At 66.7% G+C, this 21,349-nt stretch carries 18 protein-coding genes and 3 pseudogenes; 7 read left to right on the top strand and 14 right to left on the bottom strand.

The features are described 5' to 3' along the window. Positions 1-2,482: cobaltochelatase subunit CobN (gene cobN / locus AC27IO_RS06160; protein WP_498737899.1), on the bottom strand; the 2,482-nt coding region annotated here is incomplete at its 3' end. Between the two features lie 33 nt (positions 2,483-2,515). Further along, entirely contained in the window at positions 2,516-3,565 is a 1,050-nt protein-coding gene (gene cobW, locus AC27IO_RS06155) for a cobalamin biosynthesis protein CobW (protein WP_317351643.1), read from the bottom strand. 230 nt (positions 3,566-3,795) lie between these two features. On the opposite strand from cobW, the gene AC27IO_RS06150 reads away from it, so the two are divergent. Beyond that, positions 3,796-5,028, top strand: a complete 1,233-nt coding sequence (locus tag AC27IO_RS06150) for a multidrug effflux MFS transporter (RefSeq protein WP_284405815.1) — start codon at positions 3,796-3,798, stop codon at positions 5,026-5,028. 46 nt (positions 5,029-5,074) lie between these two features. On the opposite strand, the pseudogene AC27IO_RS06145 reads toward AC27IO_RS06150, so the two are convergent. The 3 genes and pseudogenes from AC27IO_RS06145 to orn form a co-directional block, all read right to left on the bottom strand. After that, positions 5,075-6,551, bottom strand: a pseudogene (locus AC27IO_RS06145) (sensor domain-containing diguanylate cyclase). A gap of 130 nt (positions 6,552-6,681) precedes the next feature. Further along, on the bottom strand, positions 6,682-8,610 hold the full coding sequence (locus AC27IO_RS06140; protein ID WP_317351636.1) for a DEAD/DEAH box helicase: 1,929 nt from the start codon (positions 8,608-8,610) through the stop codon (positions 6,682-6,684). 269 nt (positions 8,611-8,879) lie between these two features. Further along, positions 8,880-9,458 carry an oligoribonuclease gene (gene orn, locus AC27IO_RS06135; protein ID WP_498737896.1) on the bottom strand — a complete coding sequence of 193 codons (579 nt, stop codon included), beginning with the start codon at positions 9,456-9,458 and terminating at the stop codon, positions 8,880-8,882. 37 nt (positions 9,459-9,495) lie between these two features. On the opposite strand from orn, the gene AC27IO_RS06130 reads away from it, so the two are divergent. The 3 genes from AC27IO_RS06130 to rsgA are packed head-to-tail and all read left to right on the top strand — an operon-like array spanning position 9,496 to position 12,143. Next, on the top strand, positions 9,496-10,815 hold the full coding sequence (locus AC27IO_RS06130) for a M48 family metallopeptidase (RefSeq protein WP_498737894.1): 1,320 nt from the start codon (positions 9,496-9,498) through the stop codon (positions 10,813-10,815). Further along, the gene (locus AC27IO_RS06125; protein ID WP_284395098.1) at positions 10,812-11,150 is read left to right on the top strand and encodes a 4a-hydroxytetrahydrobiopterin dehydratase; all 339 of its coding nucleotides are present in this window, start codon (positions 10,812-10,814) and stop codon (positions 11,148-11,150) included. The genes AC27IO_RS06130 and AC27IO_RS06125 overlap by 4 nt, the downstream gene beginning before the upstream one ends. An 18-nt stretch (positions 11,151-11,168) precedes the next feature. Next, on the top strand, positions 11,169-12,143 hold the full coding sequence (rsgA, locus tag AC27IO_RS06120; RefSeq protein WP_498737892.1) for a ribosome small subunit-dependent GTPase A: 975 nt from the start codon (positions 11,169-11,171) through the stop codon (positions 12,141-12,143). Between the two features lie 19 nt (positions 12,144-12,162). Here rsgA and AC27IO_RS06115 read toward each other — a convergent pair whose 3' ends face one another. The 7 genes and pseudogenes from AC27IO_RS06115 to rpsP form a co-directional block, all read right to left on the bottom strand. After that, positions 12,163-13,248, bottom strand: coding sequence for a hypothetical protein (locus AC27IO_RS06115; RefSeq protein ID WP_498737890.1), 1,086 nt, complete (start codon positions 13,246-13,248; stop codon positions 12,163-12,165). A gap of 104 nt (positions 13,249-13,352) precedes the next feature. Then, a complete protein-coding gene (locus AC27IO_RS06110; RefSeq protein WP_317354793.1) occupies positions 13,353-14,330 on the bottom strand; it encodes a CobD/CbiB family protein in 978 nt (325 codons plus the stop codon). A gap of 66 nt (positions 14,331-14,396) precedes the next feature. Next, the gene (locus AC27IO_RS06105) at positions 14,397-15,095 is read right to left on the bottom strand and encodes a CoA pyrophosphatase (RefSeq protein WP_498737888.1); all 699 of its coding nucleotides are present in this window, start codon (positions 15,093-15,095) and stop codon (positions 14,397-14,399) included. A gap of 122 nt (positions 15,096-15,217) precedes the next feature. After that, a complete protein-coding gene (gene rplS / locus AC27IO_RS06100) occupies positions 15,218-15,604 on the bottom strand; it encodes a 50S ribosomal protein L19 (RefSeq protein WP_272548681.1) in 387 nt (128 codons plus the stop codon). A gap of 112 nt (positions 15,605-15,716) precedes the next feature. Continuing rightward, positions 15,717-16,484, bottom strand: a complete 768-nt coding sequence (gene trmD / locus AC27IO_RS06095; RefSeq protein ID WP_498737886.1) for a tRNA (guanosine(37)-N1)-methyltransferase TrmD — start codon at positions 16,482-16,484, stop codon at positions 15,717-15,719. Positions 16,485-16,552: 68 nt separating this feature from the next. After that, positions 16,553-17,126, bottom strand: a pseudogene (rimM, locus tag AC27IO_RS06090) (ribosome maturation factor RimM). Between the two features lie 86 nt (positions 17,127-17,212). Beyond that, positions 17,213-17,464, bottom strand: a complete 252-nt coding sequence (gene rpsP, locus AC27IO_RS06085; protein ID WP_272564613.1) for a 30S ribosomal protein S16 — start codon at positions 17,462-17,464, stop codon at positions 17,213-17,215. 124 nt (positions 17,465-17,588) lie between these two features. On the opposite strand from rpsP, the pseudogene AC27IO_RS06080 reads away from it, so the two are divergent. Beyond that, positions 17,589-18,111, top strand: a pseudogene (locus AC27IO_RS06080) (GNAT family N-acetyltransferase). A 7-nt stretch (positions 18,112-18,118) separates the two neighbouring features. Then, complete coding sequence (locus tag AC27IO_RS06075; protein WP_284395115.1) at positions 18,119-18,565, top strand: TM2 domain-containing protein; 447 nt, start codon at positions 18,119-18,121, stop codon at positions 18,563-18,565. Positions 18,566-18,652: 87 nt separating this feature from the next. Here AC27IO_RS06075 and AC27IO_RS06070 read toward each other — a convergent pair whose 3' ends face one another. Continuing rightward, a complete protein-coding gene (locus tag AC27IO_RS06070; RefSeq protein WP_272564616.1) occupies positions 18,653-19,663 on the bottom strand; it encodes an inorganic phosphate transporter in 1,011 nt (336 codons plus the stop codon). A 36-nt stretch (positions 19,664-19,699) separates the two neighbouring features. Next, entirely contained in the window at positions 19,700-20,374 is a 675-nt protein-coding gene (locus tag AC27IO_RS06065; RefSeq protein ID WP_498737883.1) for a DUF47 domain-containing protein, read from the bottom strand. Positions 20,375-20,639: 265 nt separating this feature from the next. On the opposite strand from AC27IO_RS06065, the gene AC27IO_RS06060 reads away from it, so the two are divergent. Continuing rightward, positions 20,640-21,239, top strand: a complete 600-nt coding sequence (locus tag AC27IO_RS06060) for an outer membrane beta-barrel protein (RefSeq protein WP_284405804.1) — start codon at positions 20,640-20,642, stop codon at positions 21,237-21,239. Positions 21,240-21,349 lie beyond the last annotated feature (110 nt).

Here is a 21,349-nt window from a genome sequence, read left to right as displayed (position 1 = left end):
CCAGCACGGCCTGCGTGCGCGGCCAGGCTGCGGCCGGCGCGCCGTCCTCCAGCAGTTGCTGGGCGAGCAGCTCCAGCCGCTCGCGCGTGTCGCCGTGGTGCCGCCAGGGGCTGGCGTCCACTGCCTGCAGCGCTTGGGGCCGCGGGCCCTGCCAGGGCTGTGCCGCCTCGATCTGCAGCGGGTCGAAGGGATCGCCGGGCAGCAGGTCGTCGGCCAGGGCCTGCAGCAGCCCGGCCTGAGCGCCCTGCCCGTCGCCGGCCGGGTAGCGGGCCAGCGCCAGCAGCGTGTCGCGCCGCTGGCGACCCGCCGGCGAGGCGCCGAAGACATGCAGGCCATCGCGGATCTGCGTTTCCTTCAGCTCGCACAGGTAGGCGTCGATGCGCGCGAGGATGGCATCGTCGTCCGGCGCGCTACCGGCCGGCGCGGCCAGGTCCAGCTCCTCGAGCAGGTGCTGGCGGCGCACCGCATCCAGGATCTGCCGGCGCAGCAGCGTGGCGCGGCGCGCGTCCACCAGCAGCGCGTCGTAGTACTCGTCCACCAGGCGCTCCAGGTCCTGCAGCGGGCCGTGGTTTTCGGCGCGGGTGAGCGGCGGCATCAGGTGGTCGATGATGACCGCCTGGCTGCGGCGCTTGGCCTGCGCGCCCTCGCCCGGGTCGTTCACGATGAAGGGGTACAGGTGGGGCAGCGGCCCCAGGATCGCATCAGGCCAGCACGCCTGCGACAGCGCCAGGCTCTTGCCCGGCAGCCATTCGAGGTTGCCGTGCTTGCCCACGTGCACCACGGCGTCGATGGCGAACACGTCGCGCAGCCAGAAGTAAAAGGCCAGGTAGCCGTGCGGCGGCACCAGCTCGGCATCGTGGTAGCTCGCGTAGTCCTGCGCACTGGCATTGCCCTGCCCTGGCGCCGCCGCATTGGCGCGCGCCGGCTGGATGCCGATGAACACATTCCCCTGCCGCAGGCCCGCGATCATGAAGCGGCCCTGGCGCAGCAGCGGGTCGGCCTCGGGCGGGCCCCAGCGGTCGTGGATGGCTTGCGCCATGCCCTCCGGCAACGCGTCCAGCCGCGCGCGGTAATCGGCCAGGGCGTAGCTCTGCCAGGCGGGACGCAGCGGCCACTGCGCGGGGTCGTTCGCAATGCCCTGCTGCAGCACGCGCATGAGCGCATCGCCATCGGCCGGCGCGGCCACGGCATCGCCCAGGGCGTAACCCTCGGCGCGCAGGCGCTGCAGGATGCCGATCACCGACGCGGGTGTGTCCAGGCCCACGCCGCTGCCCAGGCGCCCCTCGCTGCCGGGGTAGTTGGCCAGCACCAGCGCCAGCCGTTTGTCCGGGTTGGGAAGGCCCCGCAGCCGGCACCAGCGCTGGGCCAGCGCAGCGACGAACGCCACCCGGTCGGGCTCGGGCTGGTAGGCCACCACGTCGGCCTGCGTGAAGGCGCAGCGGTGCGACAGCCCCTTGAAGCTGATGGCGCGGGTGACGATGCGCCCATCCATCTCGGGCAGCACCACCTGCATGGCGATGTCGCGCGGGCGCAGGCCCTGGCTGTCCGCCCACCAGTCCTCGCGGTTTCCGCCGCTGGCGATCACCTGCAGCACCGGTGCATCGCCCGCGAGCGCGGCCCCCTCCTCCAGCGCCGCGAAGGCCGTGGTGTTCAGCACGAGCTGCACCGCATGCTGGCGGCACAGGTCCTGCAGGGTGGACAGGCACAGCGGGTCCTTGAGCGAATCGAGCGCCACCGGCAAGGGGTTGAGCCCCTGGCCGGCCAGCGCCAGCGCCAGCGCGTCGAACGCCGCGGTATTGCCCGCCATGAGGTGCGAGCGGTAGAACACCAGCGCCACCACCGGCGCGCCCGGCACCCAGGCCGCGCGCAGATCGTCGATGCCGGGCACGGTATGCCCCGCCGGACGCGCCACGCCCAGCGCCGGCGGCACATGCACGGCGGCCTGCGGCAGGCTGCGCGGCGGCAGCGGCGCATCGCCATGATCCAGCCCGTGGAAGGCCACCGCGCGCAGGAACTGCAGCGCATTGCCCGCGCCGCCGGCGCGCAGGTACTGCCACAGCCCATGGCACACCGAAGGGGGCAGCGTGCTGCGCTCCACCAGGTGCGGGTCCTCCTGCAGGTCGCCCGAGAACATGGCCAGTCGCTGCCCCTGCCGGCGCGCGAGCGCGCCGATCTGCTGGATGCCGTAGGGCCAGGCCGATTCGGAACCCAGGTGGTCCACGATCACCACGCGCGCGTGGCGCAGCACTTCGTCCAGATACAGGTCCAGCGACGCGGGCTGGCGCAGGTACAGCAGATTGGCCACCCGCACCGAGGGAAAGCCCGGCTGCGTGCGCGCCAGTTCGGCACAGGCGGCCGAAAGCAGCGCGAGCGTGGTGTCGGCCGAACTGAGCACGACGATGTCCGCCGGGCTCTGGTCCAGGCGGGTGATGACGGTCTCGTCCTCGACGAAGCCGCCCGGGCGGGTGCTCAGCAGGTGCATGCGGGCGGGCCGGGCCGGACTATCGCGCCCGCATCAGGCGGCCACGCCGTCGAGCCCGGCACGCAGCGCGGTGGCATCCAGCGCCTGGCCGATGAACACCAGCCGCGTGCGGCGGTCCTCGCCCTCGCGCCATGCGCGGTCGAAGTGGTGATCCAGGCGCTGGCCCACGCCCTGCAGCAGCCAACGCATGGGCTTGCCCGGAATGGCGGCGAAGCCCTTCACGCGCAGGATGGCGTGCTGCTCCACGAGGCCCGCCAAGGCGGTCAACAGGCGGTCGCGGTCCACGGCCGGCAGATCGATCACGTGCGCGTCGAACTCGTCGTGGTCGTGGTCTTCTTCATGGTCATGGTGGCTCTGGCGCTGGTCGATGGAGGCCTCGGACGCCTTGGACAGGCCCAGCAGCACATCCAGCGGCAGGCGGCCCTGCTCGGACTGCACCACCTTCACGGACGAGGGGATCTCCTCGCGCACCAGCGCCTGCACGCGGGCCAGCGCGTCGGCGTCCACCAGGTCGGTCTTGTTGAGCACGACCAGGTCCGCAGCGGAGAGCTGGTCCTCGAACAATTCATGCAGCGGCGACTCGTGGTCGAGGTTGGGGTCCGCGCGGCGCAGGGCGTCCACGGCCTGCGGGTTGGCGGCGAACTGGCCGCTGGCGGCGGCCGGCGTGTCCACCACCGTCACCACCGCATCCACGGTGAACACGTTGGCGATCTCCGGCCACTGGAAGGCCTGCACCAGCGGCTTGGGAAGGGCCAGGCCCGAGGTCTCGATGAGCACCGCATCGATCTGGTCGCGCCGCTCGGCCAGCAGCTTCATCACCGGGAAAAACTCTTCCTGCACCGTGCAGCACATGCAACCGTTGGCCAGTTCGTAGAGCGCGCCTTCGCGCTCGTTGCCCGCGTCGTCGCAGCCGATGCCGCAGCCCTTGAGGATCTCGCCGTCGATGCCGAGTTCGCCGAACTCGTTGACGATCACCGCGATGCGGCGGCCGTCGGCGTTGTCGAGGATGTGGCGCAGCAGCGTGGTCTTGCCGCTGCCCAGGAAACCGGTGACGATGGTGGCGGGAATCTTGGACGTTTGCATATCGGTTCTTTCGGTGCCGCAGACGGCGTGACTGCGGAATTATCCGGGAACCCGCCGAACCGTCTCCCGCGGGACAGGCGGCGCGGCCTGCACACCTCCCAAAGCGGAGCCTGCACCATAATCGTGACCCTGTGCCCTGCTGCGACGGGGCGTGCCAACAGGCATGCGGACCGCTCCCCGCCCCCCGGCGGCACGGCCCTTTCGCCCGTCCTCTGCTCCACACCGAATCCATGAACCCTGAAGCCCACAACATCTGGCGCGCACCGCGCTGGGCCCTGGCCGTCCTGCTGGCGCTGCTGGGCATGCTGGGCCCTTTTTCGATCGATACCTACATCCCCGCGTTCTCGGGGATCGCCGCCGCGCTGGGCGCCTCGCCAGTGGAAATGCAGCAGACGCTGTCGGCCTACCTGTTCGGCTTCGCCTTCATGACGCTGTTCCACGGAGCGCTGTCGGACAGCTTCGGGCGCAGGCCCGTGGTGTTGTGGGGCATTGCCGTGTTCACCCTGGCGTCGGCCGGCTGCGCCCTGTCGGAGAGCATCGGCCAGTTGGTCATCTTCCGCGCGCTGCAGGGCCTCTCGGCAGGTGCCGGCATCGTGGTGTCGCGTGCGGTGATCCGCGACATGTTCCCGCCCGCCCAGGCGCAGCAGGTGATGAGCCAGGTCACCATCTATTTCGGCGTGGCACCGGCCATCGCGCCCATCATCGGCGGCTGGCTGTTCGTGCACGCGGGGTGGCACAGTGTGTTCTGGTTCCTGACCGGCGTCGGCGCGACGCTCTGGCTGGCCAACTACCGCCTGCTGCCGGAAACGCTGCATGCCGAGCAGCGCCAGCCCTTCAATGCGCGGCACTTGCTGCGGGGCTACTGGGAGCTGGGCTCGAGCCCCCGCTTCCTGCTGCTGGCACTGGCCAGCGGCGTGCCATTCAACGGCATGTTCCTGTACGTGCTGGCCGCGCCGGCCTTCCTGGGCGACCACCTGGGGCTGGCTCCCACGCATTTCTTCTGGTTCTTCGTGCTGACGATCTCGGGCATCATGGGCGGCGCCTGGCTCAGCGGGCGGCTGGCAGGGCGCATCGCGCCCAAGCGGCAGATTCGCCACGGCTTTCTGATCATGTTCTCGATGTCCATCCTGAACCTGCTGGCGAACTGGCTGTTCAAGGCGCACGTGTCCTGGGCGCTGCTGCCCATCGCCGTGTTCGCGTTCGGCTGGGCGCTCATGGTGCCCGTGGTCACCCTGCTGGTGCTGGACCTGCATCCGGAGCGGCGCGGCATGGCCTCTTCGCTGCAGGCCTTCGTGGGGTCGTCCGCCAACGGGCTGGTGGCCGGGGTGGTCGCCCCCCTGGTCATGCATTCCACGCTGTGGCTGGCCGGTGCCTCACTGGGAATGATGTGCGTGGGGCTGGGAGCCTGGGTGTACCTGCACCACCGTTGGCCGGACGTCGGCCGCACCGCATCGGCGGGCTGACCCCGGATCGTTCACGCCCCACCCCAGCGCGGCGCCAGCCTTCGCCTCAATTGCTGCCCCGGCGGCGATCCGTCTCGCGGGCCTGGTAGTAGCGCATCTTCTCGGCGTACATGGCCTGGTCCGCCCGGTTCACCGCGGCCTCCAGCTGGTCGCCCGAAGAGGCACTCGAGATTCCCATGGACAGGCTCAGCGGCCGGCCGGGATAGAACTGGTTGTTCAGGTCCAACAGCGAGTTGATGCGTTCCATGAGGGAATGCGCACCCCGTTCGTCGGTCGCAGGCATCAGCACGGTGAACTCGTCGCCGCCGATGCGCGCGGCGCATGCCGGCGCATCCACGGCCTTGGCGAGCACCTCGCCCACGCGGCGCAGCATGGCATCGCCGGCCGCATGGCCTTCTTCATCGTTGATCGACTTCAGACCGTTCATGTCGATCACGAGAACGGCCACCGGCCAGGGGCCCTTGCGCGTGAGCCGATTCAGTTCCTCGACATAGAAAGCCCGGTTGCGCAGCTGGGTCAGCACGTCGTGCTTGCCCAGGTATTCCAGGTACGCCTCCGCCTTTTTTTCGCGCGGTGATGTCCACCAGCGACAGCAGCACCATGCTCCAGTCGTGCGCATGCTCGGGCAGGATGGCGAATTGCATGTGGATGTTCACGGCATCGCCGGAGAGGGAGTAGTTCACCACCTCGCGCTGCTGAAAGAGCCTGCCGTCCCACAAGTCCAGCAACTGCTCCGCAAAGGATTCCTGCATTTCCCCCCGGAACACCTTGCCGATCCGGTGCAGCAGCATCTCCTTGGACTCGGCCCCGAACATCGACAGGGTTTCCTGATTGACGTCGATCACGCGGATTTCGTGCATGCATCGCACCACGAACTCGGGGTGCACCTTGAGGAAGGTCTTGAAATCGCGGATGCCCTGCGCCCGCACGTCGTCGAGCAGCCGCTTGACCGCGCTGAAGTCCTCCACCCACAGCGACACCGGCGAATTCTCGAAGAGGCCGCGCGCATACAGCTCGCTCTCCTTCAGGGCACGGCTTGCCTGGTGCTGCGCGGTGTTGTCCTCCAGGGACACCAGCACGCGGCTCCAGTCGTCCTCATGCCCGGGCAGGATGCGTCCGCGGATCTGCACGTCGAGCCGGCGGCCATCGAGCGTGTAGTTGACCGCCTGGTTGGAAAACTCGGTCGCCCCGGACCACAGCTGCAGAATCTCGGGCAAGGCCTGCGCGTGCATGTCGTCGCGAAACACCTGTCCGAGAGAGGCCTCCAGCGTGGCCTGGTCCGGCGCGGCGAACAGCTCCAGCGTCCGCTGGTTCACCTTGATGACCTTGAGGCAATGGCTGTATTGCCGCAGGCAGGAGGGGTCGTTTCGGACGTGCTCGGCGATGTCTTGCACCCCTTCGCTGCGCCAGCGGGCAAAGAGTTGCTTGAGCGCGCTGTAGTCCTCCAGCCAGAGCGACACGGGCGCAAGGTCGAACATGTGTTCGAAGTCCGCGTCCGAAGACGAGGGCAAAGAAGACGGCATCGGGAACCTCCAATCAAGCGGACGATTGTCGGGCAGACGCCGACGGCACCGTTCCATCGTGTGGTCCGCCCATAAAAAAAGCCAACCCCGAAGGGTTGGCTTTTGCAGTCAGCGGCAGTCCGCGCGCCGATCAGCGGGCAGGGCGTGCAGGGCGCTTGCGTGCATCATGCGGAACGAAAGGCTTGCCGCCGCCGGCTCCGGGCTTCGCGAACGCCGGCTTGCGGGGAGCGAACTCGCCACGGGGGGCGAAATCACCACGCGGAGCGAAGTCGCCGCGCGGAGCGCCGCCTTCGTTGCGGCCACCGCCGAAGCCATTGCCACGGGCTGCGTCGCCGAAGCCGGGCTTGCGGCCATAGCCATCGCCATCGCGGCGGGCACCGCCGCCGAAGCCGCGGTCATCGCGCGGAGCGGCATGGCCGCCAGCACCTTGGTAGCCACCACCAGCAGCACGGGGAGCGGGAGCGCCACGGCCACCGAAACCGCTGCGGTCGTTGCCGGCAAAGCCGCCACCGAAACCGCCACGGCCTGCGCCGGCCGGCTTGCGATCTCGCGAGAAGCCGTCACGGCTTTCGTAGCCACCCTGGCGGCCACGGCCACCGAACTCGGGACGGGCCTGCGGCGCGCGTTGCTGCGGCTCCAGGCCAGGCACCACTTCCGACTTGAACTGCTGCTTGCTGTAGCCTTCGATGTCGAAGATCTTGCGGCGATCGCGGAACTCGGCGAACGTCACCGCCAGGCCGTCGCGGCCTGCACGGCCGGTGCGGCCGATGCGGTGGGTGTAATCCTCCGCCTTCATCGGCAGGCCGTAGTTGAACACGTGCGTGATCGTGGGCACGTCGATGCCGCGGGCGGCGACGTCGGTGGCCACCAGCACCTGCACCTGGCCGCTGCGCAGCGCCATCAGGCGGCGGTTGCGCAAGCCCTGGCTCAGGGCGCCGTGCAGCGCCACGGCCGAGAAGCCTTCCTGCTGCAGGTCGTTGGCCAAGCCGTCGCATTCGACTTGCGTGCTGGCGAACACGATGGCCTGGTTGATCGTCGTGTCGCGCAGCCAGTGGTCCAGCAGCTTGCGCTTGTGCTGGGCGTTGTCCGCCCAGAACAGCACCTGCTTGATGTTGGCGTGCTTTTCCTGCGGAGAGTCGATCTGGATCTTCTTGACCGACGCGCCGTTGTCGTGCATCACACGCATGGCCAGTTGCTGGATGCGCGGTGCGAACGTGGCACTGAACATCATGGTCTGCTGGCGCTGGGCGGTCAGCTGGTTCAGTTCCGCCAGATCGTCCGAGAAGCCGAGGTCGAGCATGCGGTCGGCTTCGTCCACCACCAGGAACTGCACCTGGTCGAGCTTGATCTGCATCGAGCGTTGCAGGTCCAGCAGGCGGCCGGGCGTGGCCACCACGAGGTTGGCGTTCTGCAGCTTGGCGATCTGCAGTTGGTACGGAATGCCGCCCACCACATTGGCCACGCGCAGGCCGCGGCAATGCTTGACCAGTTCGATGGCGTCATGGGCCACTTGCTGGGCCAGTTCGCGGGTGGGGCACAGGATCAGGGCGCCAGGGGCGGCAGCCTTGAAATTGCGGGGGTTGGTCGGGTCCTTGCGCTTGCGCTTGGGGGCCGGCTCGCCACGGGCCAGGGCTTCGGCAACGGAACGGTCGAACTCGTCGCGGGCGGCGGCATCGGCTTCGGCCTGCTGGCGGATCAGTGTGTGCAGCACGGGCAGCAGGAACGCGGCGGTCTTGCCGCTGCCGGTCTGGCTCGAAACCATCAGGTCGATGAACTGGCTGGACTCATCACCCGAGCCCATGGCCAGGGGGATGGCACGCTCCTGCACACCCGTGGGCTGGGTGTAACCCAGGTCGGCCACGGCCTGCACCAGCTCGGGTGCCAGGCCCAGACGCACGAAGCCGTTGGGCAACGCGGGTGCCGCGTCTTCCGCCACGGCGGCGGATTCAGTGGATTCGATGGATTCGCCGGCTTCGATCGCGGACGATTCCAGCGTTTCAACGGCCATGGAAGATTCAGCAGGCGCGAATTCGCCCTGCACTTGCAAAGTGTCGGTCATATTTTTCTCACACGAAGACGGCCGCAGGCGTGGCCTGCGGAGGCTTCGTCAATGGTTAAAAAACATCAACCATCAAACGAAACCAGCGCCAGCATGTTGCTGGGCAGGTGGGCATTAGCGCGGGATCCATGCTGAAGGTTTTCAGCAGGCCGCAGGCCCAGTGTGTGAAGGGAGATGCACAAACTGCGCGATATTTCCGCGCAGCCGGCGATTATTGCACGGCTGGGGGTTTCCCGCAATGCACTTGGGTTAAAGAACGCGTTAGGCGCTCAAAGCGCCAGCAGGTGGGTGCGGTAGTGCGCAAGTTCGTCGATCGATTCGTGCACATCCGCCAGGGCCGTGTGCCGCTGCGCCTTCTTGAAGGAGGTGTAGGCCTCGGGCTTCCAGCGCTTGGCCAATTCCTTGAGGGTGCTGACATCCAGGTTGCGGTAATGGAAAAACGTTTCCAGCCGCGGCATGTACCGGACCAGAAAGCGGCGGTCCTGCCCGATGCTGTTGCCGCACATGGGCGCCGTGCCCTTCGGCACATAGCGCGAGAGGAATTCGATGATCTGTTGCTCTGCCTCGGCTTCGGTCACCGTGGAGGCGCGCACCTTGTCGATCAGGCCGCTGCGGCCATGCGTGCCCTTGTTCCATGCGTCCATTCCGTTGAGCAGCGCATCCGACTGGTGAATGGCGAACACGGGGCCCTCCACGCGAGGGCTGAGCGTCGGTCCCGTGACCACGACGGCGATCTCCAGCAGGCGGTCGGTGTCCGGGTTCAGACCGGTCATTTCGCAGTCGAGCCAGACGAGGTTCTGGTCGGATTTGGGTAGCACAGGCACAGTGGGGTTGGCGATATCGGACATGGCCGGCATTGTCGCCGATGGCCTAAACTCGCCGGACATGCCCACCCCTGCCCCTTCCGCGTTGCTCACGCCCTCCACCCTTCTCACCCTGCTGTTCGCCGCCTTTCTGGTGGCGGGGCTCGCACTCCGGTTCTGGCTGGCATCGCGCCAGATCCGCCATGTGGCAAGGCACCGCGACGCCGTGCCTGCCGCGTTCGCCGGCCGGATACCACTCACAGCCCACCAGAAAGCGGCCGACTACACCATCACCAAGGCCCGCTTCGGCCTGCTGGAGATGGCACTGGGCGCCGCGGTGCTGCTGGGCTGGACCCTGCTCGGCGGGCTGGATGCACTGAACCAGTTCCTGCTCAATGCACTGGGTGGCGGCATGGTGCAGCAATTGGCGTTGCTGGCGGCCTTCGCGGCCATCAGCGGGTTGATCGACCTGCCCGCCACGCTCTACCAGACCTTCGTGATCGAACAACGCTTCGGCTTCAACCAGATGACGGCGCGCCTGTGGCTGGCAGACCTGGCCAAGTCCACCTTGATGGGCGCGGCCATCGGCCTGCCCATCGCGGCACTGATCCTGTGGCTCATGGGTGCGGCCGGCCCCCTGTGGTGGCTGTGGGCCTGGGGCGCATGGATGGGATTCAACCTGCTGCTCATGGTGGTCTATCCGATCTTCATCGCGCCGCTGTTCAACCAATTTCAGCCGCTGGAAGACGAATCACTCAAGGCCCGCGTCACGGCCCTCATGCAGCGTTGCGGCTTTGCTGCCAAAGGGCTTTTCGTGATGGACGGCAGCCGCCGCAGCGCCCATGCCAACGCCTATTTCACGGGGTTCGGCGCAGCCAAGCGCGTCGTGTTCTACGACACCCTGCTGCGCCAGTTGTCCCCCGGCGAAGTCGAGGCGGTGCTGGCCCATGAACTGGGGCATTTCAAGCACCGCCACATCGTCAAGCGCATCGTGAGCCTTTTCGCGCTGAGCCTCGCGGGCTTTGCACTGCTGGGCTGGCTTTCCACGCAGGGCTGGTTCTACACGGGGCTGGGCGTGCTGCCCAACCTGTCGCTGGAAGGCGTGGCCGGCTCTGCGCCCAACGATGCCCTGGCGCTGCTGTTGTTTTTGCTGGCGGTGCCGGTGTTCACCTTCTTCATTTCCCCATTGTTTGCGCAGCTGTCGCGCCGCCACGAGTTCGAGGCCGACGCTTATGCCGTGGCCCAGACCAATGGCAGCGACCTCGCCACGGCGCTGCTGAAACTTTACGAAGACAATGCCTCCACCCTCACGCCCGATCCGGTGTACGTGAAGTTCTATTACTCGCATCCGCCGGCCACCGAACGGCTGGCGCGCATGCCCAACCTGACCCCGACACCATGACTTCGATGCTCAAGAAAAAAGACTGGTCCACGCAGACGAGACGTGCTTTGACGGCGACGGAAATCGTCGCCAAGCTGGCCGACCTCGACGGCTGGAAACTGACAGGCGACGGCGCAGATGTGGCCATCGAAAAGACCTACCGCTTTGCCAACTACTACGAGACCATCTCGTTCGTGAATGCCGTGGCCTTCGTTGCCAACGCGCAGGACCATCACCCGGACCTGTCGGTGCACTACAACCGCTGCGTGGTGCGACTGAATACGCATGACGTGAATGGCATCTCGGCGACCGACATCGAATGCGCATCGCGCTTCGATGGCCTGCTCGCCGCATGACCACACCCCTTCCCCGCCATGGCTGAGCGCAGCGCCCTGTTCGACGGCATCGTGGTGGCCAGCCACGGCCGCCATTGCCTGGTCGAATCGCTCGACGGCCAGCGCCGCATTTGCCATCCCCGCGGGAAAAAGAGCCAGGCCGTCGTGGGCGATCACGTCCTTTGGCAGGCCGCGCCAGCCGGCCAGGGGGACGAAGGCACCATCGAGAAGGTCAAGGAGCGCCGCAACCTGTTCTACCGGCAGGACGAAATCCGCACCAAGTCCTTCGCCGCCAACCTGGACCAGGTGCTGATCCTGATCGCCGCCGAACCCGTGTTCTCGGAGAGCCAGCTGGCCCGTGCGCTGATCGCGGCGGAAGCCGAGCGCATCACGCCGATCATCGCGTTGAACAAAAGCGATCTGGTCGAGCCCTTCGCCCGCGCGTGGGAGCGGCTGCTGCCGTACCGCCACATGGGCGGCAGCGCAGCGGACGGCCACCACTATGGCGTGATGCCGCTGTCGCTGTCCGAGTCGGGCGAGGTGGACAAGGCCGCACTGATGGAGCGCCTGTCGGGCAAGACGACCCTGGTGCTCGGCCCCTCGGGCTCGGGCAAGAGCACGCTCATCAACCTTCTGGTGCCGGGCGCCACGGCGCTCACGGGTGAGATCTCCCAAGCGCTCAATTCCGGCAAGCACACCACCACCACCACGACCTGGTACTGGGTGGACGCCGAACGCCGCACCGCCCTGATCGACTCGCCAGGCTTCCAGGAATTTGGCCTGCACCACATCGGACCGTCCGATCTGCCGCGCTACATGCCCGACATCGGCCTGCATGCCCAGGGATGCAAGTTCTACAACTGCACGCACCTGCACGAGCCCGGCTGCGCGGTCATGGCGCAGGTGGACGGATTGCAAGGCGAATCACGCACTGGCGCAGATTCCATCAGCGCAAATCGCTATCAGATTTATAGCAATCTGTTTGCCGAGCTGAGCGAGCACCGGCATTGGTGATGGGACGGAACGGCGGCGCTCAGTCCCGGCACTCGACGTACCACCCCAGATAGTCGTTCCAGGCCGGCTCGTGCTCGGCCTCCAGCACGGGGGGGCCCATGCCCGGCACCGCTTCGGCAGCGCGCCGCGCGGCCTCCAGGGCGTGGTCGGCGCTGGTCACGTAGCAATGCACCGTGCGGGTGCCACCCCGCAGCACGATGTGGCTGCAGATGCCTTGCTGGTACATGGTGGCCGCATTGACCCAGGCGTCCTCGAAATCCTGCGCCTGCTGCAGCGCGGACTTGTCCTGCGCCGGCAGGCTGGCCTGCACGCGCCAGCCCAAGTCTGCGCGGGACACCAAGGCGTTGGCGCTCAGATTGACCTGCACCATGATGGGATCGCCCTGGGCATCCCGCCCCTCCAGCGCGGCCCAGCGCACCGGCTCGGGCGGATAGACCGCCGAGCGGCCCAGGGTCTCACGCCAGAAGGTGTCGATGCGCGAAACGCTGTCATCGAGCGACGCGGGCTCCCAGTCCTCGAAGCCCGCGTCGTCGCTGAGCCCATCCGTGTCGAATTCCACCACCCCGACCTTCACCGAAAAATCGTACTCGCCCAGCATGTGGTCGAGCAAGATGAACGCCATGTGGCGGGCATGGTCCTGCAGGTCCATGGGCACGGGCTTGGAAAACGACAGCGCCAATGCGATGCGTCCATCGATCTGGCCCACGCGCACCAGCAGCTCATGGGTGGCCAGGTCGAATCCATCCATGCGCATGCCGAAGCCACCAGGCATCCGCTGGCGGAAGGCCTCCACCCGCCACGGCAACTGCGCCGGTGCCTGTGCGGTCAACGCTTGCACATCGGCAAACCGCTCGGCACTCCCGTGGGCCGTGAAAACGAGCCGGGCCTGGCCTTCCACGGGCCCCTCCTTGCCCGCGCCGGCCACCTCCACCGTAACCCCGGGAACGCAAGGCTCCAGCAGGGCATTGAGGCGCTCCATGAACGGGACGGACTCCAGGCCCTGCAAATCGGCCCGTTCGCCCAGGACCGCCGCCCAGAAGCGGTCCGCGGCGGCGGACATCTCCTGCGTGGAAGGCTCGCCGGAGGGGGATTCAGATTGGTTCATGAACAGTCCTGGTGGCACCTGCTCGGGTACAGGGCATCGGTAACGAACAAGGCCGCGTCAAAGGCGGAGCGACTTCGCCACGAAACTTCAAAAAGAGACCCGGCTCAGCCCAGCAAGCGGGCCAGGGTCAGCAGGGCGAGCAGCAGCATCCACACCACCACCGAGCGCCAGACCAGGCCGACCACGCTGCGCAGATGCCCCACCTCGGGCTCCCGGCCGGGCGTGACGTCGCTGCTTGCCGCCTCGATATCGCCATCGAAGCCGGCGGGCGAGAGCGGGTCCACCCGCGCCTGCAAAGCTTCTCCGCCCAGGCGCACGTTGATAGCGCCGGACGTGGCCGCCAGCACGACGCCATCGTTGTCGTTGGGAAAACGCTGCGCATGGAAGCGCCAGCCATCGATGGCCTCTTCGAAGCTGCCCACCACGGCGAAGCTGAGGGCCGTCAGGCGGGCAGGCAACCAGTCGATCACGGTCCAGGACCGCGCCGAGGCTCGCTGCAACGAGGCGCTGGCCGGATGCGGGCTGCCGGCCTTCCAGTAGCGCGAGACGAATTCAGCCAGCCGGTAGAGCACCGCACCGGTCGGCCCGAGTCCCAACGCGGCCAGCACCGAAAAGCAGGCGAGCACGCCGAACACGTGGCGGTGCGCAGCGATGACGGAATACTCAACCACGTGCCGCACAATCTCGCTGCGGGGCAGTTGGCCCACATCCACCTGCTGCCAGGCCGCGAGCCGGGCCCGCGCGCTGTCCTCGTCGCGCTCTTCCAGCGCATCGCGGATGTTGGTGAAATGGTGGCTGAACTGCCGGAACCCCAGGGTGACGTAAAGCACCGCGACATTCCAGACCACCGCCGCCGGCCAGCCCACTCCGTAGAACAGCAGCCAGTGCACTGCCAGCACCGCGATCGAGGGCAACAGCACGGCGAGCGCCCATGCCACCCACCCGTGGTGGGCCTTTCCCGCATCGAAATTGCGGCTGATCGACAGCGCCCAGGCGCGAACGCCCGCATGGATGGGGTTGCTGCGCGCCAGCGGGCGTGCCTGCTCGATCAGCAACGCGAACAGGATGGCAAAGAAACTCATGGGGGGCAATGATAGCGGCCCGGTTCGGTGCCCAGCCGTCGTCGCCACCGGAAAGATCGCCCGATGTCAGGCCAGCATGAAACGGTAGAAATTGCGCAGCATGCCCGCGGTCGCGCCCCAGATGAAGTGCGTCTTGCCGGCGGCATCCTCATAGGGCATGGAAAACCATTCGCGGGTGACCCCTTCCCATTCGAACGCATGGCGCCGGTGGTGCGACGGATCGAGCAGGTAGTCCAGCGGGACCTCGAACACGTCCGCCACTTCGTAGGCATTGGGATTCAGCGTGCAATCGGGCTCCACCAGAGCGACCACCGGGGTGATGCTGAACCCGGTGCCCGTCCTGTACGTTGCCAGTTCCCCCAGCACCTCCACATACCGCCCCTCCAGGCCGACCTCCTCCCAGGCCTCGCGCAGCGCTGTGGCGGCAGGGTTGGCATCTTCCGGGTCGGCGCTGCCGCCGGGAAAGGCCACCTGGCCGGAGTGCGTGGACAGGTGCACGGTGCGCTCGGTGAGCAGCACCGTCGCGCGCTCGCGCATCACGATCGGGATCAGCACGGCGGCATGGCGCAACGGTCGTTCGGTGAAGGCACGCTCATGCACGACCTCTGGCACCCATGCCGGCGCCGAGGCGAAGCGCAGCCGCAGCGCTTGCGCCGTTTGCGCCGCAGCAGGAACGCGGGGGAGATGGGCGTCCACCCCCAGCACGGGCACGTGGCGCGGATCGAACTGCGGCAGCGAAGACAGCGGAGCGATCACCGAAGGCATGGAAGGTGAAGGAGGCGAAGAATCTGGCGGCGTCATTGGAGTGGGCCTGGTCGGCCAAGCGGCCAAAGAAAAAGCCGCTACGGCTTGCGCTGTAGCGGCTTCGGGGCAGTGCGCAAGGCGCCTTATGCGGCTGCGACCGGCGCGGCCTTGACACGCGAAGGCAGCTTTTCCTTGATACGTGCCGACTTGCCGCTGCGTTCACGCAGGTAGTACAGCTTGGCACGGCGCACGTCGCCACGGCGCTTGACTTCGATGTTGGCGATCAGGGGGCTGTACGTCTGGAACGTACGCTCCACGCCTTCGCCGCTGGAGATCTTGCGCACCGTGAAGCCGCTGTTCAGGCCGCGATTGCGCTTGGCAATCACCACGCCTTCGTAGGCCTGCACGCGCTTGCGGGTACCTTCCACCACGTTCACGCTCACGATGACCGTGTCGCCAGGGGCGAATTCGGGAATGGTCTTGTTCAAGCGGGCGATTTCTTCCTGCTCGAGAGTCTGGATCAGATTCATGTTTGCATCCAACGATCATGTCCGCGCCAAGATTGGCAAGCGTCGGGATTGACGTGGGGTGCTTTCGCAGCAAAGGCGAAAGCGGCCGGCCAGAGGATCGAAAAGCCCGCGATTATAGCAACTTGCCGTCCTTTGCCAAAACGGCCTCGTCCGCCTTGCCCAAAAGCCCCTGTGCGCGCGCCGCGTCGATGAGTTCGGGACGGTGCTTCGCGGTGATCGACAGGCGCTGATCCCGGCGCCAGCGCTCGATCTGCACATGGTGGCCGGAGAGCAGCGGTGCAGGAACCCGCAGGCCCTCCCACTCTTCGGGCCGGGTGTAGTGGGGGCAGTCCAACAAGCCGTCGAGCGCTTCGTTGAAGCTGTCGAACTGATGGCTCCCCTCATCGTTCAGCACGCCCGGCTGCAGGCGTGCCACGGCGTCCAGCATGGCCATGGCCGGGATCTCGCCGCCCGACAGAACGAAATCGCCCAGGCTGAGCTGCATCTGCACGTGCGCGTCGATGAAGCGCTGGTCGATGCCCTCATACCGCCCGCACAGCAAAATGGCGCCCGCGCTGCCGGACCAGCGCGTCACGCCCGCGTGATCGAGCACCTGCCCGATCGGCGAAAACAGCACCACCGGGGCCGCCTGCCCCGCCGCCTCGGCCCGGTCGGCCCGGATGGCCGCCAGGCACCGCGACAGGGGCTCAGCCATCATCACCATGCCGGGGCCGCCCCCGAAGGGCCGATCGTCCACCCGGCGGTAGTTGCCTTCGGCGTGATCACGCGGGTTCCACAGTCGCACCTCGACCTGGCCCGACGCATACGCGCGCCGCGTCACCCCGCTGGCCAGAAACGGCGCGAACAGCTCGGGAAACAGGGTGATGACGTCGAAACGCATGGGCAGAGGGGGCCAGGGCCGCCGAAGGAATGACGGCGCGGCCGTCCTTCAATCGGTCGGTCGATCCATCAGTAGTCGGGTTGCCAATCGACCGTGATGCAGCGCTCGGCCAGCTCCACCTTGTCGACGAAGGCCGAGACGAAGGGAATCATGCGCTCCTGCGCCTTGCCCTCGTGTTCGTAGGCCAGCACCAGCGTGGTCTGCGGGCCGGTGGAGAGCAGCTCGCGCACCGTGCCGAGGTCCACGCCCTCGCGGTTGACGACCGCCAGGCCGATCAGGTCGACCCAGTAGTACTCGTCCTCGGCGGCGGTGGGAAAGCTCGAGCGGGGCACGAAGATGCGCGCGCCGCGCAGCGCCTCGGCCGCATCGCGATCGTCCACGCCCTGGGCGGTGGCGACCACCGTATCAGAATGCTCCCGCGCCTGCTTCACCGCCAGCACCACCGTGCCTTCGAAGAAGCTCTTCGCGCCTTTTTTCGCTGGGCTGCAGAAACCAGCGCTTGGAAGAAAACAGCGCTTCCGGATCGGCGCTGTAAGGCAGCACCTTGAACCAGCCCTTCACACCCCAGGCATCGGCAATGCGGCCGATCTCCACCGCATCGGACGGCAATTCGGCAGGCTCAAGAACGGGCAGATTGGGCATGGTGTGCAACGGGGTTTCGGAAATGAAAAAAGGCGGGGCCCGTCAGAAAAACCAACGGAACCCGCCTTTTGTCCGGAGGACGCGGATCAGGCAGCCTTCTTGGCGGCCTGCTTGATCAGACGGTCCACGGTGGGCGACGACTGGGCGCCGACGCTCTTCCAGTAGGTCAGACGGTCTTGCGCAATGCGCAGACCTTCTTCGCTTTCCTTGGCCGTGGGGTTGTAGAAACCCAGGCGCTCGATGAATCGGCCATCGCGGCGCACACGCTTGTCGGCCACGACGATGTTGAAAAACGGACGACCTTTGGAGCCGCCGCGGGAGAGTCGAATAACGACCATAATGAATCCTTCGGGTGGTCGCAGCGTAAAGCTGCATGGTTTTTTGCTGCGTTTGAGACACGCGACATGGCCACCCGGCCAGCGACACGCTGCAAAGCCCGCGATTATAGCCACTTCACCCCACATGCCCACCATCCGCGACAGCCGCAGCGAAGATATCGCTGCCATCACCGCCATTTACCAACACCACGTCCTGCACGGCACCGGCACCTTCGAGGTGGACCCACCGACCGAAACCGACATGGCCGCCCGCCGCGCCGACGTGCTGGCCCGGGGCCTGCCCTACATCGTGGCGGAAAAGGATGGCCAGGTTCTCGGCTTCGCCTACGCCAACTGGTTCAAGCCCCGTCCGGCCTACCGCTTCTCGGCGGAAGACTCCATCTATGTCGCCGACACCGCCCGGGGCACGGGGTTGGGCCGCAAGCTGCTCGATGCGCTGGCGCGGCAGGCGGAGGCGGCGGGGGTGCGCAAGCTGCTCGGCGGTGATCGGCGATTCCGCCAATGCCGGCTCCATCGGGGTGCACCGCGCTGCCGGCTTCACCGAGATCGGCGTGATGCGCTCGGTGGGCTGGAAGTTCGGCGCCTGGCGCGACATCGTGCTGATGGAAAAGACCCTGGGCGCGGGCGACACCACGTCGCCGGAATGAGTCCCTCATGAAGAACAAGACCGTCGCCGCCTGGCTGGCCTTCGTCGGAGGGCCCCTGGGGCTGCACCGCTTCTATCTGCACGGCCTGTCGGACATGCTGGGCTGGCTCCTGCCCATTCCCACGGCGCTGGGCATCTACGGCATCCAGCGCGTGCAGGCGATGGGGCAGGACGACCACGCCAGCTGGCTGCTCATCCCGCTGCTGGGCTTCACCATCGCGGGCTGCGCGCTGCGCGCCATCCTCTACGGACTGATGACGCCCGAGCAATGGAACGCCCGCTTCAACCCGGCCGCGGCACCGGACGCCGCTCCGGGTCGCACGCACTGGTTCACGATCTTCGCCATCGCCCTGTCGCTCTTGGTGGGCACCGCGGTGCTGATGGCAAGCTTGGCCTTCAGCTTCCAGCGCTACTTCGAATACCAGATCGAAGAGGCCCGCAAGATCTCCCAGTGAAGGCATTGGGCATTGAATGTGCCCAACGCCCTAGAAAATCATGCGGTGGTAGCTATCAAAAAAATAGCATCCACCCCTGGATCGCGGTCAGTAGAGCTGCAGACTGACCCAGTAGGCGATGGCCGCCACGAACGCGCTGGCCGGAATCGTCAGGATCCACGCCCAGACGATGTTGCCCGCCACGCCCCAGCGCACGGCGCTGGCGCGCTGGGTGGAGCCCACGCCGACGATGGCGCCCGTGATGGTGTGGGTGGTGGACACCGGAATGCCCAGCGCCGTGGCGACGAACAGCGTCATCGCCCCGCCTGTCTCGGCACAGAACCCGCCCACGGGCTTGAGCTTGGTGATTCGCTGGCCCATGGTCTTGACGATGCGCCAGCCGCCGAACATGGTGCCCAGGCCGATGGCCAGGTAGCACGACACGATGGTCCAAGTGGGCGGCGAGGCGTCGGATGCCGACGCGTAGCCCGTGGCGATCAGCAGCAGCCAGATGATGCCGATGGTCTTTTGCGCATCGTTGCCGCCATGGCCCAGGCTGTACGCGCCCGCGGACAGCAGCTGCAGCCGGCGGAACCACTTGTCCACCTTGTTCGGGCGCGCGCGGCGGAAGATCCACGCCACCGCCACCATCATCAGCGAGCCCAGCAGAAAGCCGAGCAGCGGCGAGACGAAGATGAACGCCACCGTCTTCAGGATGCCGGCCGAGATCAGCGCCCCCGCGCCCGCCTTGGCGATGACCGCGCCCACGATGCCACCGATCAGCGCGTGCGACGAGCTGCTCGGAATGCCGTAGTACCAGGTGATGACGTTCCAGGTGATGGCGCCCACCAGGGCCCCGAAGATCACGTGCGTGTCCACCACGCCGGGCTGCACGATGCCCTTGCCGATGGTGGCGGCCACGCTCAGGTGGAAGATGAAGATGGCGATGACGTTGAAGAACGCGGCGAAGAGGACGGCCTGCGTCGGCTTGAGCACCCCGGTGGAGACCACGGTGGCAATCGAATTGGCGGCGTCGTGAAACCCGTTCATGAAGTCGAACAGGATGGCCAGCGCCACCAGCAGCATCACGACCCACAGGGCGGTTTGGACGGTTTCCATGCGTAGAGAGCTTGTATTTCTTCTGGCAGGCCGGGATCAGGAGTTCTCGAGGATGATGCCCTCGATGTGGTTCGCCACGTCTTCGCACTTGTCGGTGATCGTCTCGAGCAGTTCGTAGATCGCCTTGAGCTTGAGCACCTCGCGCACGTCGGGCTCTTCGCGGAACAGTTTGCTCATGGCGCTGCGCATCACGCGGTCGGCGTCGCCCTCCAGGCGGTCGATTTCCTCGCAGGTCTTGAGCGCGGCTTCGGCCACGGCCGGATCGGCGATCTTCTCCAGCAGCTTGACCGCGTCGCGCACGCGTTCGCAGCACTTGAGGCTGATGTCGGTCAGGCGGGTGATCTCTTCGGTCATGTGGCGCACGTCGTACAGCGCCATGGTTTCGGCCGAGTCCTGGATCAGGTCGGCCACGTCGTCCATCGTGTTGATGAGCGAATGGATCTGCTCGCGGTCGATGGGGGTGATGAAGGTCTTGTGCAGCGAGCGGTTGACCTCGTGGGTCACGCGGTCGGCGGCGCGCTCGGCGTTGTCCACGTCCTGGTTGTACTTGTCGCGCAGGTGGGGATCGTTGTAGTTGGCCACCAACTGCGAAAACGCGCGGGCGGCCTCGACGATGCGGTCAGCATGCTGATTGAACATCTCGAAAAAATTGCCCTCGCGGGGCAACAGCTTTCCAAAAAAACATGCGGACTCCTGAACAGACGGACCCATCGCCCACGGTCGCCACGGATGTGACAGGACGATGACACTTTTGCGAAAGGCGCGAGTTTAACCGCGCCGTTTGCATGCACTCCGGCCCATCGTGTGCCGACGGGCGGCGGCGGGCGTGTCAGGCAACTCCTACAAACATCGCGCCGCGCTGCCCACATGACCCTGGCGAGGCGCGGCTTACATTGAATCGGCAGTCTTTGATCCGCCCTCTTTCAGACGCTCAGACGCAACCGCCTCTTTCATCGCCATGCCAAAGGATTTCCCCATGAAACACACGCTTCGCGTTCTTCCGTGCGTTCTCGCGCTTGCGTTCGGTGCCGTCAGCGCCCACGCGCAGACGGCCAACCGCGCCTCCAACCGCGACTCGTTCATTCCCAGCACGCAGCAAGGCTACGTCGGCCTGAGCGGCGGCCAGTCCAAATACGATCTGCGCAGCGGCACGGGCGGCTTCGCGTTCGACGACAACGACACCGCCTGGAAAATCTACACCGGCGGCTATTTCAACCAGAACTTCGGCATCGAGTTCGGCTATCTGAACTTCGGCAACGCCACCCGCGTGGGCGGCGAGACCAAGGCGCAGGGCCTGAACCTCAGCCTGGTCGGCCGCCTGCCGCTCAGCGAGCAGTTCGACGTGTTCGGCAAGGTCGGTACCACCTACGGCCGCACCAAGACCTCGGGCAACCCCGGTTTCGGCGTGACGACCGGCGACGACAACGGCTTCGGACTCTCGTATGGCGCCGGCGTGCGCTGGGCGTTCAACCCGCAGTGGGCGGCCGTGGTCGAATGGGAGCGCCACCGCCTGAACTTCGCCGACGGCAAGTCCGATGTGGACATGACCACGGTGGGCGTGCAGTACCGCTACTGAGCGCGCAAGTACGCACGCGTACCCCCAACAAAAAGGGCCCTTCGCAGGGCCCTTTTTTCGTGCGCTTCACGCGCTTTCATCCCGATCCCAGACGCCGGCCTTCTTGCGCC

The sequence above is a fragment of the Acidovorax sp. KNOB132 genome (genome assembly GCF_057541515.1).
The sequence above is the reverse complement of the archived record's forward strand: the minus strand, read 5'-3'. Positions and strand labels throughout refer to the sequence as shown.

Excerpts from the sequence above, each read along its gene's own strand:
- cobW (WP_317351643.1), bottom strand. The coding sequence starts at position 3,565 with ATGCAAACGTCCAAGATTCCCGCCACCATCGTCACCGGTTTCCTGGGC.
- AC27IO_RS06075 (WP_284395115.1), top strand. The coding sequence starts at position 18,119 with ATGAAGAACAAGACCGTCGCCGCCTGGCTGGCCTTCGTCGGAGGGCCC.
- AC27IO_RS06065 (WP_498737883.1), bottom strand. The coding sequence starts at position 20,374 with ATGGGTCCGTCTGTTCAGGAGTCCGCATGTTTTTTTGGAAAGCTGTTG.
- AC27IO_RS06140 (WP_317351636.1), bottom strand. The coding sequence starts at position 8,610 with ATGACCGACACTTTGCAAGTGCAGGGCGAATTCGCGCCTGCTGAATCT.
- rplS (WP_272548681.1), bottom strand. The coding sequence starts at position 15,604 with ATGAATCTGATCCAGACTCTCGAGCAGGAAGAAATCGCCCGCTTGAAC.
- orn (WP_498737896.1), bottom strand. The coding sequence starts at position 9,458 with ATGTCCGATATCGCCAACCCCACTGTGCCTGTGCTACCCAAATCCGAC.
- AC27IO_RS06105 (WP_498737888.1), bottom strand. The coding sequence starts at position 15,095 with ATGCCTTCGGTGATCGCTCCGCTGTCTTCGCTGCCGCAGTTCGATCCG.
- AC27IO_RS06125 (WP_284395098.1), top strand. The coding sequence starts at position 10,812 with ATGACTTCGATGCTCAAGAAAAAAGACTGGTCCACGCAGACGAGACGT.
- AC27IO_RS06115 (WP_498737890.1), bottom strand. The coding sequence starts at position 13,248 with ATGAACCAATCTGAATCCCCCTCCGGCGAGCCTTCCACGCAGGAGATG.
- AC27IO_RS06110 (WP_317354793.1), bottom strand. The coding sequence starts at position 14,330 with ATGAGTTTCTTTGCCATCCTGTTCGCGTTGCTGATCGAGCAGGCACGC.
- trmD (WP_498737886.1), bottom strand. The coding sequence starts at position 16,484 with ATGCGTTTCGACGTCATCACCCTGTTTCCCGAGCTGTTCGCGCCGTTT.
- AC27IO_RS06150 (WP_284405815.1), top strand. The coding sequence starts at position 3,796 with ATGAACCCTGAAGCCCACAACATCTGGCGCGCACCGCGCTGGGCCCTG.
- AC27IO_RS06130 (WP_498737894.1), top strand. The coding sequence starts at position 9,496 with ATGCCCACCCCTGCCCCTTCCGCGTTGCTCACGCCCTCCACCCTTCTC.
- AC27IO_RS06060 (WP_284405804.1), top strand. The coding sequence starts at position 20,640 with ATGAAACACACGCTTCGCGTTCTTCCGTGCGTTCTCGCGCTTGCGTTC.
- rpsP (WP_272564613.1), bottom strand. The coding sequence starts at position 17,464 with ATGGTCGTTATTCGACTCTCCCGCGGCGGCTCCAAAGGTCGTCCGTTT.
- rsgA (WP_498737892.1), top strand. The coding sequence starts at position 11,169 with ATGGCTGAGCGCAGCGCCCTGTTCGACGGCATCGTGGTGGCCAGCCAC.
- AC27IO_RS06070 (WP_272564616.1), bottom strand. The coding sequence starts at position 19,663 with ATGGAAACCGTCCAAACCGCCCTGTGGGTCGTGATGCTGCTGGTGGCG.